This window comes from Streptomyces sp. NBC_00252 (assembly GCF_036187565.1).
In the GTDB taxonomy this organism is placed as follows: Bacteria; Actinomycetota; Actinomycetes; order Streptomycetales; family Streptomycetaceae; genus Streptomyces.
Map to the genome: position 1 here is coordinate 7,145,424 of NZ_CP108087.1, position 14,982 is coordinate 7,160,405.

The window sequence follows — 14,982 nt, forward strand, 5'->3', positions numbered from 1 at the left end:
GGACGCCGACTTGTTCGTCCTCGTGCCCGTACGGCCGTCATGGGACGGCGGATCGGAACCGATCATCCCCTAGGGTCGTAGGCGCGGGGGACGATGGTGTGCACGGCAGGTAGTGAGGCGACGGTATGGCACAGCAGGCGTATGTGACGGAGACGGACGACGGCGGCTCGGGGGACGAGCCGCGCGGATCCCGGCTTCGGCGCCTGTGGAACAGACTGGCCGGCGGCTGGCGCGGCGACCCGAGGATCTGGCGCCGGGGCCTGATCCTCGCCGCGCTGGCGATCGTCCTCGCCCTCGTCATGTTCCTGCACTCCCGCATCCCGAACCGGATCGGCAACCTCGGCAGCCTCACAGAGACGTTCCTGCCCTGGTTCGGGCTGCTGATCCCGGTCCTGCTGGTCCTCGCCCTGGTCCGCAGGTCGGCGACCGCGCTCATCGCGATCATCCTGCCGACGGCCGTCTGGCTGAACCTCTTCGGCGGCCTGCTGCTCAGCGACAAGACCGGTACCGGCGGCGACCTCACGGTGGCCACGCACAATGTCAACGCGGAGAACCCCGACCCGGCCGGCACGGCCCGTGACGTGGCCGCGTCGGGCGCGGACGTCGTCGCCCTGGAGGAGCTGACGGCCTCGGCGGTCCCGACGTACGCGAAGGCACTCGCGTCGACGTACAAGTACCACTCGGTCGAGGGCACGGTCGGGCTGTGGAGCAAGTACCCGATGAGCGGCATCAAGGCCGTCGACATAAAGCTGGGCTGGACGCGCGCCATGCGCGCCACGGTCGCGACCCCCGAGGGCCAGATCGCGGTCTACGTCGCCCACCTCCCGTCGGTGCGGGTGAAGCTCGAGGCGGGCTTCACGGCCCGGCAGCGGGACACGAGCGCCGACGCGCTGGGTGAGGCCATCGCCGCCGAGCCGCTCAAGCGGAAGATCCTCCTCGGTGACCTGAACGGCACGATGAACGACCGCTCCCTGAACGCCGTCACCGCCCAGATGCGCTCCACGCAGGGCGCGGCGGGCAGCGGCTTCGGGTTCAGCTGGCCGGCGTCGTTCCCGATGGCGCGGATCGACCAGATCATGGTCCAGGGCGTCGAGCCGGTCACCTCGTGGACGCTTCCCAGGACCGGCAGCGACCACCTCCCGATCGCGGCCCGTGTGAACCTCGACACGAGCTCTTAACCTCGTGGAATAGGGCGCCTGGGAGTCTTTGTTCCGTAACTGAACTTAACCTCGTCACGGAACTCCGCTCTCCCTTGAAAGGCACAGGCACCTCCATGCCCCTGGCCCTGCTCGCCCTGGCCGTCGGCGCTTTCGGTATCGGCACCACCGAGTTCGTGATCATGGGCCTCCTGCCCGAGGTCGCGGACGACCTGCACGTCTCGATCCCCACGGCGGGACACCTGGTCTCGGCGTACGCGCTGGGCGTGGTCATCGGCGCCCCGCTGCTCGCGGCGCTGACCTCCCGGATGTCCCGCCGCACGGTCCTGATCGGCCTGATGGCCCTGTTCGTTGCGGGCAACGCGCTGTCGGCGTTCGCGCCGGGCTACGACTCCCTCATGGCGGCCCGCTTCCTCAGCGGCCTGCCGCACGGAGCGTTCTTCGGCATGGGGGCGGTCGTCGCCACGACGATGGTCGCGCCGGAACGCAAGGCCCGCTCCGTCTCCCTGATGTTCCTGGGCCTCACGGTCGCCAACGTCGTCGGCGTACCGGCGGCCACGCTGATGGGCCAACACCTGGGCTGGCGGGCCACGTTCCTCGGCGTGAGCGCGATCGGCCTGGTGGCGATAGCGTCGCTGGCCCTGCTGATCCCGCACGACCACGCGCACGCCCCGGTGGTGGGCCTGCGCCGCGAACTGGCGGCACTTCGCTCCCTCCCGGTATGGCTGGCCCTGGGCACGACGGTGGCGGGCTTCGGCGCGCTCTTCTCGGCCTACAGCTACATCACCCCGATGCTCACGGACGCGGCGGGCTTCGCCGACGGCAGCGTGACGCTGCTGCTGGCGCTGTTCGGCGTCGGCGCGACGGTGGGCAACCTGGTGGGCGGCCGCCTCGCGGACCACTCCCTCCGGGGCACCCTGTTCGGCGGCCTGACGTCCCTGGCGGCGGTCCTGGCCCTGTTCCCGCTCCTGATGTCGACGGAGTGGACGGCGGCCCTCGCGGTGGTCCTCCTGGGCGTGGCGGCGTTCGTGACGGGCTCCCCGCTCCAGCTGATGGTCATGGAAAAGGCGTCGGCAGGCCCGTCGTTGGCCTCCTCGGCCAACCAGGCGGCCTTCAACCTGGCCAACGCGGGCGGCGCCTGGATCGGCGGCCTCGCCCTGGCAGCCGGCTTCGGCGCCACGTCCCCTGCGCTGGCCGGCGCGGCACTGGCGGTACTGGGCCTGGGCGTCGCGGCCACGGCGGCGACGGTGGACCGCCGCAGGTCGGTACCGGGCCGCGAGCGGGTGGTGGCAACGCACGTTCCGCACGAGGCGGAGGCACTGCAGCACTGACGTTTCACCCAACGGCCCACGGGCCCATCTGCCCACCCGCCAGGGTCGGTTGAGAGATGCGCCTCTCGACCGACCCGAACCCCGTGGCACCACCCGCACCCAGTCCCTACAGTCACCGCATGGCGACCGAGGACAAGCAGCCGAGCCCCGCCGACATCGCGGCGATGCTCACCGACCGGACGAACGCCTGCGCGGCGGCACGCGAGGCGATCGCCGGGGGCGGCGAGGTGGTGGTCGGGGACAGGGCGGTGCCCCAGTCGATGGTCGCCGGCATCGCTTCGACGCGGCTGAGACGGTCGTTGAAGCGCGGCCTGACGACCCTGGGCCTCGACGAGAGCGTCGCGATCCTCGCCGGACACCGCGACGAGCAACTGCGTACCGGATCATCGACACACCGGACCGGTCCTGGTTCTTCACCCTGTACTTCGACGCGACCGGGACCGAACTCCTGGCATGCAGCGGCGTTCTTCGGTCCCGGCCCCCCGACCCGAAGGGCTCACCCGATCCGGCTCAGCCGAGGCAGGGCCGGTCCCGCCGCACCGAGCCACCGCCCCCGTCGGCGACCAAGTCCTAGTCGAACCGCCCCAGTTCAGCCAGCCAAGCCGTAGCCGAGCCGTCGGACGGTGCTCGCCAATCCCCCCGAGGTGACAACGAACCTCCCGCCGAGACCTTCGGCCCGTTGGGCATGGCTGAGCGCTTGAACTGGGCGAAGCCGAAGAAGCGGCGGCAGAAGACCTCCAGCCAGCGGCGGATCTCGGGGAGGTCGTACGCCACCCGCTTGGCTTCCGGGAAGCCCGGTGGCCAGGCGCCCGCCTCCGCCTCGTGCCACGCGTGCCACGCCAGGAACGCGATCTTCGACGGGCGGAAGCCGTAGCGGAGGACGTGGAACAGGGTGAAGTCGTGGAGGGCGTAGGGGCCGATCTTCGACTCGGTCGACTGCATCTCCTCGCCCGGTACCAGCTCGGGGCTGATCTCCGTGTCGAGGATCGCGGTGAGGATCTTGCCGGTCTCCTCGTCGAACTGGTCGCTGCTGACGACCCAGCGGATGAGGTGCTGGATGAGGGTCTTGGGGACGCCGGAGTTGACGTTGTAGTGGCTCATCTGGTCGCCGACGCCGTACGTGGACCAGCCGAGCGCCAGCTCGGAGAGGTCGCCGGTGCCGAGGACGATGCCGTTGTGCTGGTTGGCGAGGCGGAACAAGTAGTCGGTGCGCAGGCCTGCTTGGACGTTCTCGAAGGTGACGTCGTAGACCGGCTCGCCGGAGGCGAAGGGGTGGTTCATCTCCTTGAGCATCAGACGTGCGGTCGGCGTGATGTCCAGCTCCGCCGCCGTGACCCCGATCGCCCGCATGAGCGCGTGCGCGTTGTCCTTGGTGTGGTCGCTGGTCGCGAAACCGGGCAGCGTCCACGCGAGGATGTCGCTGCGCGGCCGCCCCGCGCGGTCCATCGCGCGGGCCGCGACGATCAGCGCGTGCGTGGAGTCGAGGCCGCCGGAGACCCCGATGACCACCTTCGGGCCGCCGATGGCGGCGAGCCGCTGCTGGAGGCCCTCGACCTGGATGTTGTACGCCTCGTAGCAGTCCTGCGCGAGGCGCTCCGCGTCGGCCGGCACGAACGGGAAGCGCTCCAGGCGCCGGCGCAGACCCAAGTCGGTGAGCGGCGGGGTGAGTTCGAAGGACACCGTGCGGAAGTCGGCCGTCCGCGCCCGGTGCGTACGGCGGTTGTCGTCGAACGTGCCCATCCGCTGCCGCTCCTGCCGCAGCAGGTCGAGGTCGACGTCGGCCACCGCGTACTCGTCGCTCAGCGGGAAGCGGTCCGTCTCGGCCAGCAGCGCGCCGTTCTCGTAGATCATCGCCTGGCCGTCCCACGACAGGTCGGTGGTCGACTCGCCGAGGCCGGCCGCCGCGTAGACGTACGCGGCGAGGCAGCGGGCGGACGCCGAGCGGCACAGCAGTTTGCGGTCCTCGGCGCGGCCGACGGTGATCGGGCTGCCGGAGAGGTTGACGAGGACCGTCGCGCCCGCGAGGGCCGCCTCCGCGCTGGGCGGCACCGGCACCCACATGTCCTCGCAGATCTCCGCGTGCAGCACGAGCGAGGGGACGTCCTGCGCCGCGAACAGCAGGTCCACGCCGAAGGGCACCGTCTCCCCGCCGACCCGGATCGAACCGCCGCGCTCGTCCGCGCCGTCGGCGATCTGGCGGCGCTCGTAGAACTCGCGGTAGTTCGGGGGATACGACTTCGGTACGACGCCCAGGACGCGGCCCCGGTGGACGAGGACCGCGCAGTTGTAGATCCGGTTGCGGTGGCGCAGCGGGGCGCCGACGACCAGGACGGGGAGGAGGTCGGCCGAGCCGGTGACCACGTCCCGGAGCGCTTCCTCGACCTGGTCCAGGAGGACGTCCTGGAGGAGCAGGTCCTCGATGGAGTAGCCGCACAGGCCCATCTCCGCGAAGACGGCGACCGCGACCCCCTCCTCGTCGCAGCGGCGGGCGTGGCGCAGGACGGCCTCGGCGTTGGCGTGCGGGTCCGCGATCACGGTGTGGCCCGTGCAGGCGGCGACGCGGGCAAAGCCGTGCTGATAGATCGACCAGAAGTTCAGTGGAGGCACGCGGCCAGTGTAATCGTCAGAGCGACACGATGGGGTGGCGCGGGGTGTCGTAGACCCCACGCCACCCCATCACAGGTGACTACGTGCTACCGCTGCCGGATCAGTGGTGACCCTGCGGGCGGCTGTACGACTGGACGTAGCCGTTGGCGGGCGTGCCCACGCCGGTGACGTCGTCGTAGCCCTTCACCGCGGACAGCGAGCTGTCCTTGCCGAGGCTGCGGACCGAGGTCAGCAGGCCGTCGGTGGCGTCGACGCTGTTGGCGAAGTCGATGCGCGCCACTGCCAGGCCGGAGCCCGTCGGGTTGTCCGTCACGTCGTGGTAGACCTTCGTGCCGAACTTGGCGTAGATCGACGGGTTGGCGAAGCCGATCGCCTTGCCGCCGTTGGCTTCCTGGGCCAGGGCCTGGACCGCCGCGATCACCGGGGAGGCGAGCGAGGTGCCGCCGATCCGGTACTCGCTGTACTTCTCCGAACCGTCGGGGAAGGTCTGCGTCTGGCCGACCTTGAATCCGGTGTTCGGGTCGGCGATCGCCGAGATGTCCGGGACGACGCGGTTGCCGGTGGCGCTGTTGGCCTTGGCGAGCGAGTCCGGGACGACACCCTTCTGGTAGAAGGGCTCGTTCACGGTCTTGCTGGTGCCGCCGCCCGCGCCCGAGGTGAAGGCGCCGGGGAAGCCGGTCCAGCTCTTGCCGTCGGCCGACAGCGAGGCCTTCTCGGTGCCCCAGCCGGTCTCCCACAGGTACTTGTCGCCCTTGCCGACCGCGAGGGAGGTACCGCCGACCGCCGTCACCCACGCCGAGTTGGCCGGGGTGTCGACCTGCTTCGTACCGGTGTTGGCGACCTCGTCGCCGTTGTCACCGGAGGAGAAGTAGAAGCCGATGCCCTCGACCGCGCCCAGCTGGAACACCTGGTCGTAGGCGGCCGCGAGGTCCGGGGTCTGGTTGGCCTCGATGTCGCCCCACGAGTTGGAGACGATGTCGGCCAGGTGGTTGTCGACGACCTTGCTGAGCGAGTCGAGCAGATCGTCGTCGTAGCAGGACGCGGCACCCACGTACGTGATGTTCGCGTCCGGCGCCACCGCGTGCACGGCCTCGACGTCGAGGGTCTCCTCGCCGTACCAGCCCGCAGCACCGCACTCTTCGGTCTTGGTGTACTCCGCCGGCAGCACCTGCTTCAGCGTGCTGGTGGTGTACTTCGCGTCGCCGTGGGCCTTGGCGTACGTGGCCCCGTCGAAGGCGATCGTCGGGGAGGCGTACGCGTCGGTGATCGCGACCCGCACCCCCTTGCCCGTGTACTTGCCCGCGCCGTAGGCCGCACGCAGCTGCTTGCCGGTGTAGCCCTCGACCGCGTACGGGATCTTCTTGCCGTAGGCGGACGGCAGGGTGGTCGCCGTCTTCGAGCCGTAGTACGACGAGAAGGGGCCCGCGTTCTTGAACACGGCGTCCGGCGGCGGCAGCGTGTCGTCGTGGCTCGCCGTGTGCGGCGCGTTGTCGAGACCGGTGACGGTCAGGACGGCACCGTTGAGGCTGTTCGGCGCGGAGGCCGTCTTCGACGGGGCGCGGTAGGTCTTCGAGCCCTTCGAGTAGTTGTGCAGCGAGGTGCTGAACGCCTTCTCGACCGCGGCCACGTCACCGGAGACCGTGACGTAGTGCTGGGTGGTGCCGGTGACCTTCAGCCCGGCGGACTTCAGCCAGGACTTCACGGCGGTCACCTGGGCCGGCGTGGCGCCGAAGCGCTGCTGCACCTGAGCGGCGCTCAGGTACTTGCCGTACAGGGCGGAGCTCGGGTCCGAGACGGACTTGGCGTACGCCGCGAGGCCGGATGCGTCCCGGCCGGCGAGATAGACCCGCGCGGAGACCTGGGAGCTGTCGGAGGTCGCTCCCTTGTCCGCCTTGGCCGTGGCCCACGCGGGCTTGGTGCCCGCGAGTGTGTCCCGGCCCGGGTTGCCCGCGGCGTGCGCCGCGGGTATGCCGAGCGCCAGGGCACCGGCGATCATGGGCAGTGTCGCTGCCATGCTCACGCCGGCGCGCATGGTGGCGCGATTGGATCTCATAAAACCCCCTGCTATGCGGTTCGACGCATGGAGTGGTCGGTCGTCGGCGATCCGTACGCAACCTGCGGCGGGGAGGTTCCGTGAAGGGATCACGCGATGGGGGCCACTCTTTCGATGAACCGTTCATGCCAGGGGAACGCAAAAGTCAAGAGAAACCCAAGGAACCTTCATCCGGGGCGAATTGGGGGCTTTTTTCCTTACGGGCAGGTAACGAACACCCGGGGATGCTTTACGAACGCGCTTTTGCGCCACGCTCCTTGAGCATGTCGGCCATCAACTGGATCTCCGACTGCTGCGCGTCGACCATCCCCTGCGCGAGCCGCTTCTCCACACCCACCTGGCACTTGTCCACACAGCCCTGCGCCATGTGGATGCCGCCCTTGTGATGGTCCGTCATGAGCTGGAGGAAGAGCACCTCGGCGGGTTTGCCGCTCAGCGAACCCAGCTTCTTCAGCTCGGAGTTGGTCGCCATCCCGGGCATCAGCGCGCCGTCCTTCCCGGAGGCCATGTCACCCATGCCCATCCAGGTCATCGGCGGATCGGCCGACACCTTCGGCAGCCCCCACAGGTCCAACCAGCCCAGCAGCATGCCCCGTTGGTTGGCCTGCGTCTGCGCGATGTCGTACGCGAGGCGCCGTACCTCCACGTTCTTCGTACGGTCCCGCACGATGTACGACATCTCGACGGCCTGCTGGTGGTGGACCGCCATGTCCCGCGCGAACCCGGCGTCCGCCGAATTCACCGCCGGGACGGCGGAGTTGCCCGACCCGCCGCCGCTGCCGTCCTCGGCGACGGCGTACGTGATCGCGCCGGCCGCGACCAGCACGGCGGCCGCGGCACCCGCGACCCACCCGATGTACGCCCTCACGTCACATCGTCCCGCCGGTGCACGAGGCACCCGGCTCGGGCGTCTGGCTGCCCTGCACGAACTGCGAGAAGAACTTCGCCACGTCCGGGTCGCTCGCGCTCTTCACCGTCCGCTGGTGCCCCCACGCCGACAGCATGATCGGCGCCTTCTGGTTCTCGTACGGACTCATCAGCGAGTACGGCGTCTGCTTCACCTTCGCCGCCAGCGCCTTCACGTCGGCCGCCGGGGCCTTCGAGGTGTACGTCACCCACACCGCGCCGTGCTCCAGCGCGTGCACCGCGTTCTCGTCCTTGACGGCCTTCGTGTAGACGTTCCCGTTGCAGTTCAGCCAGACCGGGTTGTGGTTGCCGCCCACCGGCGGGTGCATCGGGTAGTTCACCGTGCCGGTGACGTGGGTGCGGCCCAGCGTCCCCTTCCACGTGCTCACACCGTCCGCGCCGGCGACGAAGTGGCCCGAACCGCCGCTCTTGGAGTCGCTCGCGGAACTGTCCTTGTCCTTGCCGGACTGCGCGTGCACGACGGCGACACCGCCGACGACGAGACCGGCGGCGACCACCGTGCTCGCCGCGATCTTCACGATCCGGCCGCGCCGCTCGCGGGCCTGCTCGGCACGCCGCATCTCCTCGATGCGGGCCTTGCGCGCCGCGTTGCCGGTGTTCTTGGCGGAACCCATGAGGTATGTGTCCTTTTGGGGGAAGGGACAGGAAGGTCGGGCCCTGCTGATCGTAGTGGTGAGCAAAGGGATCCCGTAGGGGGTCCACAGCAAAGTCCGGGGAAGACCCGGGTCACCCCCGGACCAGGCATTACGAATGTCAGTCCGAGCAGGCAAGATGGTCAGAAGATGGGCAACAGCGCGGGACACCTGCCGTACGCGAGCCGTTCAGCCCGAGGACAGCCGGTCGATCATGGTCGGCAACGCGCACGAAATGGTGTTGTGGTGGGATGCTCAGGTGCCCGACCGCCTCCTGCGGTACGAGGACAGGCGGCCTGACCAGCAAGGATGGGGAAGCGGAAGATGGACAAGCAGCAGGAGTTCGTGCTCCGGACGTTGGAGGAGCGCGACATCCGGTTCGTACGGCTGTGGTTCACGGACGTGCTGGGCTTCCTCAAGTCCGTCGCCGTGGCCCCCGCCGAGCTGGAACAGGCCTTCGACGAGGGCATCGGCTTCGACGGCTCCGCGATCGAGGGCTTCGCCCGGGTCTACGAGTCCGACATGATCGCCAAGCCGGACCCCTCCACCTTCCAGGTCCTGCCCTGGCGCGCCGAGGCCCCCGGCACGGCCCGCATGTTCTGCGACATCCTCATGCCGGACGGCTCCCCGTCCTTCGCGGACCCGCGCTACGTCCTCAAGCGCGCCCTCGCCAAGACCTCCGACCTGGGCTTCACCTTCTACACCCACCCGGAGATCGAGTTCTTCCTCCTGAAGGACCGCCCCCTGGACGGCTCCCGCCCGACGCCCGCCGACAACTCCGGCTACTTCGACCACACCCCGCAGAACGTGGGCATGGACTTCCGCCGCCAGGCGATCACCATGCTGGAGTCGATGGGCATCTCGGTCGAGTTCTCCCACCACGAGGGCGCCCCCGGCCAGCAGGAGATCGACCTCCGCTACGCCGACGCGCTCTCCACGGCGGACAACATCATGACGTTCCGCCTGGTCATGAAGCAGGTGGCGCTGGAGCAGGGCGTCCAGGCGACGTTCATGCCGAAGCCGTTCTCGGAACACCCCGGCTCCGGCATGCACACCCACCTCTCCCTCTTCGAGGGCGACCGGAACGCGTTCTACGAGTCCGGCTCCGAGTACCAGCTCTCCAAGGTCGGCCGCTCCTTCATCGCGGGCCTGCTCAAGCACGCGGCGGAGATCTCCGCGGTCACCAACCAGTGGGTCAACTCCTACAAGCGCATCTGGGGCGGCTCCGAGCGCACCGCGGGCGCCGGCGGCGAGGCCCCCTCGTACATCTGCTGGGGCCACAACAACCGCAGCGCCCTGGTCCGCGTCCCGATGTACAAGCCCGGCAAGACCGGCTCCGCACGCGTCGAGGTCCGCTCCCTGGACTCGGGCGCGAACCCGTACCTGGCCTACGCCCTCCTCCTCGCCTCCGGCCTCAAGGGCATCGAGGAGGGCTACGAACTCCCCCCGGGCGCCGAGGACGACGTCTGGGCCCTCTCCGACGCCGAGCGCCGCGCGATGGGCATCGAGCCCCTGCCCCAGAACCTGGGCGAGGCCCTCACCCTCATGGAACGCAGCGACCTCGTCGCCGAGACCCTGGGCGAGCACGTCTTCGACTTCTTCCTGCGCAACAAGAAGAGCGAGTGGGAGGAGTACCGCAGCGAGGTGACGGCGTTCGAGCTGCGGAAGAACTTGCCGGTGCTGTAGGGGCAGGTCAGAGCGGGTTTTCCGCAGATTAGACATGTGGGGGCCGACGGTCGCGGACCGTCGGCCCCGGTATCGGTTCGCCTACCCCACGTACGCCGGGGACACCGCCGCGTCGCTGAGCAGCCGGGCCCTGCCCGTGCCGTCCGCCGGGACGCTGTAGAGGTCCGCGCCGTAGTCCCCGGGCAGGGCGTAGACGATCGTCCGGTCGTCGCGCCATACGGCCTGGTCGTCCACGCTTCTCGACTCCGCCAGCGGTGTCTCGCGCATCGTGCGCAGGTCGAGGACGTACAGATGCCAGGGCGCGTCCTTCGGGAGGCCCTTGACGCGCTTCTTGTACGCGATGCGGGTGCCGTCGGGGGAGAGGGACGGGCACTCGACGTTGGTGTGCAGCGTGGTGACCGTACGGGTGCGCAGGTCGCCCTTCACCAGGTAGGTGCTGCCCTTCGTCGCCAGCGTCGCGTAGAACGTGCGGTCGTCCGCGGCGAAGGTCACGCCCCAGAAGTTGACGTCCGCCGCGTGGTAGACGTGGCCGTCCTTGACGATCCGGAACGACTCCAGCGTCGGGATCAGCGTCCCCGTCCGCGTGTCCACGATCGCCGCCCGCGTCGAGAAGTTCGTCCCGGCGTACGAGTCACCGCCCACGAACGCCGTCCACGCGGCGAGGTGACCCGTAGGGGACACCCGGGCACGGGAGGGGATGCCGGGGACGTCGTAACGGGCCGTCTCCTTGAGGTGGGCGTCCAGGATCAGCGCGCGGTACGTGTCCGTGACCGTGCCGTGGACCGCCTGGAGGCAGACCCCGGTGCCCGAAGCGGCGTAGAAACGAAGGCACTTGAGGCCGGAGGCGGTGCGGGGGCCGGCCGGGGTCGCGGCCGGGACGGTGGTGAGTTCGTCGCGGTGCGGGCCCCAGGCCATGTTGCGGAACACCATCGTGCCGGGGGTCGTCAGGGTGACCCGGCCGGCAGTGATGCGCGGGCCGCCGGGCTGCGTCTCGTTCCGGCGCTCGGCCCGGGCCGACGCGTGCAGGACCGACGCCGTGGCCACCACGGCGAGTGCGGCCACGGCGGCGAGGAGGACCAGGAGACGGTTGCGGACGGTCATGAGGCAGGCTCCAGAAGCGGTCGGCCCGGGCGGAGTGTGAAGGCGAACACCGCGCAGACCGCGAGCGCCACCGCCGACGCCGTCAGCGCCGTACGGTCGCCCCACAGCGTCCACGCCGCACCGAACCCCAGCGAGCACACGAACCGCGCCGCCGCCTGTCCCGTCTGCACCAACGCGAGCCCCGACGACCGCAGTTGCTCCGGCACGCTGTCCGAGGCCACCGCCATCAGCACGCCGTCGGTCGCCGCGTAGAAGGCGCCGTGCAGGAGGAGGACGGCGTAGGGGAGGGCCGTGCCGTGCCACGACGTCAGCAACAAGGCGTACGCCGTGAGGAGGGCGCCGTGGCCGCCGAGGAACACCCGCCAGCGGCCGACCCGGTCAGCGAGCCGGCCCAGCGGCACCGCCAGCAGCAGGAACGCCGCCGCCGTGCCCAGCGGCAGCAGCGCGAACCACCGGTCGGGGACACCGAGCCGCCGTTGCAGCAGCAGGTACACGAAGGAGTCGCTGACCGTCGCCAGGCCGAGGAGGAGCGCGCAGACGGTGACACGGCGCAGGTCGCGCCGGCCGAGGAGGGCGAACGCGGCACGGAGGGTCGGGCGCACGGCCTTCTCGCCTACGGCCCTCCCGTCCGCGGCCCTCTCGTCTACGGCCCTCCCGTCCTCCACGGCCTTCCCCCGTACGGCTTTCTCCGTGCGGGGCGCGGCAGTTGACGACGATCCCGGCACGAACAGCACCAGCACCAGGACCCCGACCACCGCCACGCAGAAGCTCACCGTGAACACCGCGTCGTACCCGTCCACCGTCGCCCGGAGGATCAGGAACGCGACCAGCGGGCCGAGCAGCGCGCCCGCCGTGTCCATCGCGCGGTGTACGCCGAAGGCACGACCCCGGTTCTCCGGGGTGGAGGACAGGGAGATCAGCGCGTCGCGCGGGGCGGTGCGCAGGCCCTTGCCCGTGCGGTCGGCGGCGAGGATCAGGCCGATGGGGGTGAGGGTGTGGGCGAGCAGGAGGAGCGGTTTGCAGAGGGCCGAGACGCCGTAGCCGAGGCCCGCGATCCACTTGTGCCGGCCGCCGCCCCGGTCGGCGAGGTGGCCGCCGGCCAGCCGGACGAGCGCGGAGAAGCCGTTGTAGATGCCGTCCAGGAGGCCGAAGCCGAGCGGTGACAGGCCGAGGCCCGTCACCAGGTACAGCGGGAGGACCGCGGTCACCACCTCGGACGACACGTCGGTGATCAGGCTGACCGCGCCGAGAGCGAAGACCGTGGGAGCGATGGTGGCGGACACCCGGGCCGTAGTACCCGTAGTACCCGCACCATCCCTAGTGCTTACGGCACTCGGATCGGCGTTGGCGCGGCTGTCCGCCACGTACATCTCAGGACGCCCAGACGCCGGTGATGTCGGCGGCCGAGGCGGCGTTGCCCGCGTGGGCGGAGAGGCCCTGGGAGTCCTCGAGGGTCCGCAGCAGGTTGTAGTGGTTGTACTTGGTCGCGGACGTCGAACCCGCCTTCACCGGCTGGCCGTAGAGGACCGTCGGGATGCGGTTGCCGCTGAGCAGGTTGTCCTCGTCGAAGGTGACGACGAGCAGGCTGTTGTGGGTCTTGGCCCAAGTGGCGTACGCGCCGAGGTTGTTCTTCAGCCAGGTGTCACCCGTCGCCACCGAGCAGTCGTGCATGTCGCTGCACAGGTTGGGGGTGACGAAGGAGATGTCGGGGAGCGTCGTGTAGTCCGTCGGGAACTGCGCGAACGTCTTCGCCGTGGAGGTGGCGACGTTGCTGAAGCCGAACCACGGGTTGTGCTTGCGCGCGTAGTTGCCGCTGCTGCACGTCGTCGAACCCTGGCTCGGCAGCGTCTCGTTGTAGCTCGCCCACGTGCCGCCCGCCGCCGTCACCTCGGAGGCGAGGTTCGCGGCCGAGGAGAAGCCGGCCGTGTAGCAACTGTCGCTGGTGATCCCCTGGGTGGAGCCGGAGAACAGCGCGAAGTAGTTCGGCTGGCTCGGGTGGGTGATCCCGTAGGACTGGGTGAGGGCGGCACCCCCGGTCGCCAGCGAGTTGACGTAGGGGGCACTGGAGGAGCCGATGACCTGGCTGTAGGCGTGGTTCTCCATCACGACCACGACGACGTGGTCCGGGGTCGGCACCCCGGTCGCGGCATGCGCGGTCGAGGCGTCGCCGAAGCCGGTCCAGACCCCGACGGCGGCGGCCGAGAAGGCGAGCGCGGACGCGACGACGGCGCGGCTGCGGCGGTACGCGGTACGGCCTGAGCCGCCGGACACTTCTTCACTGCCGGACACTTCTGCCTCCGGGGTGGGGGACGACGGGGGTGGCGGTGCGAACCGAGCATGCACACGCCAAGATGCCCGCGTCCCACCGCTCCCAACCCGGCGGATGAAGAAGTGGTGAACTCATCCCGCTCACGGCGAACCCCTCACGGCGAACCCCTCACGGCGAACCCCTCGCGGCGAACCGCTCACGGCGAACCGCTCCCGCGGTCGCGAACTACGGTCGTGAACTACTCCTGCAGCGCCGCCACTTGGGCCAGCACCTGGTGCAGCGGCTCCGCGGCCCGCTTCCGGTACTCCTGGATCGCCCAGCCGTTCCCGTCAGGGTCCTTGAAGTACATGAACGTCGCCCCGTCCTGCGGCGCGAACTGCACCGGCTCGCTGACCTCCAGGCCGCGCGCGGTCAGTTCGTCGTAGGCCGCCTTCGCGTCCTGCACGCACAGCTGCATGCCGTGGTACGTCCCCGGCTGGGGTGTCCCGGTCGGGATCCGGAGCCCGTCGACCAGCGCGATCGAACAGCCCGAGCCCGGCGGCGTCAGCTGCACGATCCGCACGCCCTCCATCACCTCGCCGTCCAGATCCACGTGGAAGCCGACCTTGTCCCGGTAGAACTCCTTGGCCCGGTCCACGTCCGAGACCGGCAGGACGATCACTTCGAGGGTCATGTCCATGGCTTGACTCCTTTGTCAGGCGCGTCACCCGAACCGCCACCGCGTCTGGCTGAACGGCTCCCCCTTACCGAAGCCGAAAACGGTCCGGGGCGCCACAGCGAAGACGTACGCGTACCCGGAACCGTGGTGAAACGCCCCGTCCCGCACGTCGAATCGCCAGAAACTGCCGTACTTCGCCTCCCACGCGGCGGCCAGCTCCCGCAGCCGGTCCTCGTCCGTGACCCGCGCCGCCGCGCCCTCGACGACCAGGTCGTACCCCTGGTCCCAGGTGCTCGTGCCGGTCGTCAGCACGACCTGCGGGTTGCCGTCGAGGTTGCGGGCCTTGCGCTCCTCGGGCCCGGTGCAGAAGTGCAGCGCCCCGGCCGACCAGACCGCGGGCAGCGGCGTCACATGCGGGCGCCCGTCCGGCCGTACCGTCGAGATCCAGAACTGCTCCGCCGCCGCGAGCCGCGCCTCGGCCGTGGCCCAGTCGGTCGCGGTGGCCGCCGGGTCGCTGTAGCGGGGGTCGAGACGGGTCCGAGGTTCCTTGTCGGTCATCGG

General features: G+C 70.1%; 13 protein-coding genes. 3 read left to right on the plus strand and 10 right to left on the minus strand.

The window, feature by feature from the left end; translation table 11 throughout:
- Nucleotides 1-125: 125 nt before the first annotated feature.
- Nucleotides 126-1,178 carry an endonuclease/exonuclease/phosphatase family protein gene (locus OHT77_RS31695; protein ID WP_328831831.1) on the plus strand — a complete coding sequence of 351 codons (1,053 nt, stop codon included), beginning with the start codon at nt 126-128 and terminating at the stop codon, nt 1,176-1,178.
- A 95-nt stretch (nt 1,179-1,273) separates the two neighbouring features.
- Nucleotides 1,274-2,488, plus strand: a complete 1,215-nt coding sequence (locus OHT77_RS31700) for an MFS transporter (protein WP_328831832.1) — start codon at nt 1,274-1,276, stop codon at nt 2,486-2,488.
- Nucleotides 2,489-2,600: 112 nt separating this feature from the next.
- Here OHT77_RS31700 and OHT77_RS31705 read toward each other — a convergent pair whose 3' ends face one another.
- From OHT77_RS31705 to OHT77_RS31725, 5 genes are all read right to left on the minus strand, one after another.
- Nucleotides 2,601-2,762, minus strand: coding sequence for a hypothetical protein (locus tag OHT77_RS31705; protein ID WP_328831833.1), 162 nt, complete (start codon nt 2,760-2,762; stop codon nt 2,601-2,603).
- 296 nt (nt 2,763-3,058) lie between these two features.
- On the minus strand, nt 3,059-5,095 hold the full coding sequence (locus OHT77_RS31710) for an NAD(+) synthase (protein WP_328831834.1): 2,037 nt from the start codon (nt 5,093-5,095) through the stop codon (nt 3,059-3,061).
- Between the two features lie 100 nt (nt 5,096-5,195).
- Nucleotides 5,196-7,148: a S53 family peptidase gene (locus OHT77_RS31715; RefSeq protein WP_328831835.1), complete on the minus strand. Its 1,953-nt coding sequence runs from the start codon at nt 7,146-7,148 to the stop codon at nt 5,196-5,198.
- A gap of 229 nt (nt 7,149-7,377) precedes the next feature.
- Nucleotides 7,378-8,016, minus strand: a complete 639-nt coding sequence (locus tag OHT77_RS31720; protein ID WP_328831836.1) for a DUF305 domain-containing protein — start codon at nt 8,014-8,016, stop codon at nt 7,378-7,380.
- Nucleotide 8,017: 1 nt separating this feature from the next.
- Nucleotides 8,018-8,689 carry a DUF3105 domain-containing protein gene (locus OHT77_RS31725; protein ID WP_328831837.1) on the minus strand — a complete coding sequence of 224 codons (672 nt, stop codon included), beginning with the start codon at nt 8,687-8,689 and terminating at the stop codon, nt 8,018-8,020.
- Between the two features lie 342 nt (nt 8,690-9,031).
- Between OHT77_RS31725 and glnA the strand changes: the two genes are divergently transcribed.
- Nucleotides 9,032-10,393, plus strand: a complete 1,362-nt coding sequence (gene glnA / locus OHT77_RS31730) for a type I glutamate--ammonia ligase (RefSeq protein WP_266767987.1) — start codon at nt 9,032-9,034, stop codon at nt 10,391-10,393.
- 81 nt (nt 10,394-10,474) lie between these two features.
- Here glnA and OHT77_RS31735 read toward each other — a convergent pair whose 3' ends face one another.
- From OHT77_RS31735 to OHT77_RS31755, 5 genes are all read right to left on the minus strand, one after another.
- Nucleotides 10,475-11,494, minus strand: coding sequence for a TolB family protein (locus OHT77_RS31735; protein ID WP_328831838.1), 1,020 nt, complete (start codon nt 11,492-11,494; stop codon nt 10,475-10,477).
- Nucleotides 11,491-12,864 carry an MFS transporter gene (locus tag OHT77_RS31740; protein WP_328831839.1) on the minus strand — a complete coding sequence of 458 codons (1,374 nt, stop codon included), beginning with the start codon at nt 12,862-12,864 and terminating at the stop codon, nt 11,491-11,493. The genes OHT77_RS31735 and OHT77_RS31740 overlap by 4 nt, the downstream gene beginning before the upstream one ends.
- A gap of 1 nt (nt 12,865) precedes the next feature.
- Nucleotides 12,866-13,783 carry an alkaline phosphatase family protein gene (locus tag OHT77_RS31745; protein ID WP_407078118.1) on the minus strand — a complete coding sequence of 306 codons (918 nt, stop codon included), beginning with the start codon at nt 13,781-13,783 and terminating at the stop codon, nt 12,866-12,868.
- A gap of 218 nt (nt 13,784-14,001) precedes the next feature.
- A complete protein-coding gene (locus OHT77_RS31750) occupies nt 14,002-14,442 on the minus strand; it encodes a VOC family protein (protein ID WP_266767967.1) in 441 nt (146 codons plus the stop codon).
- A 24-nt stretch (nt 14,443-14,466) separates the two neighbouring features.
- Entirely contained in the window at nt 14,467-14,979 is a 513-nt protein-coding gene (locus OHT77_RS31755) for a pyridoxamine 5'-phosphate oxidase family protein (RefSeq protein WP_328831840.1), read from the minus strand.
- Nucleotides 14,980-14,982: the final 3 nt, after the last annotated feature.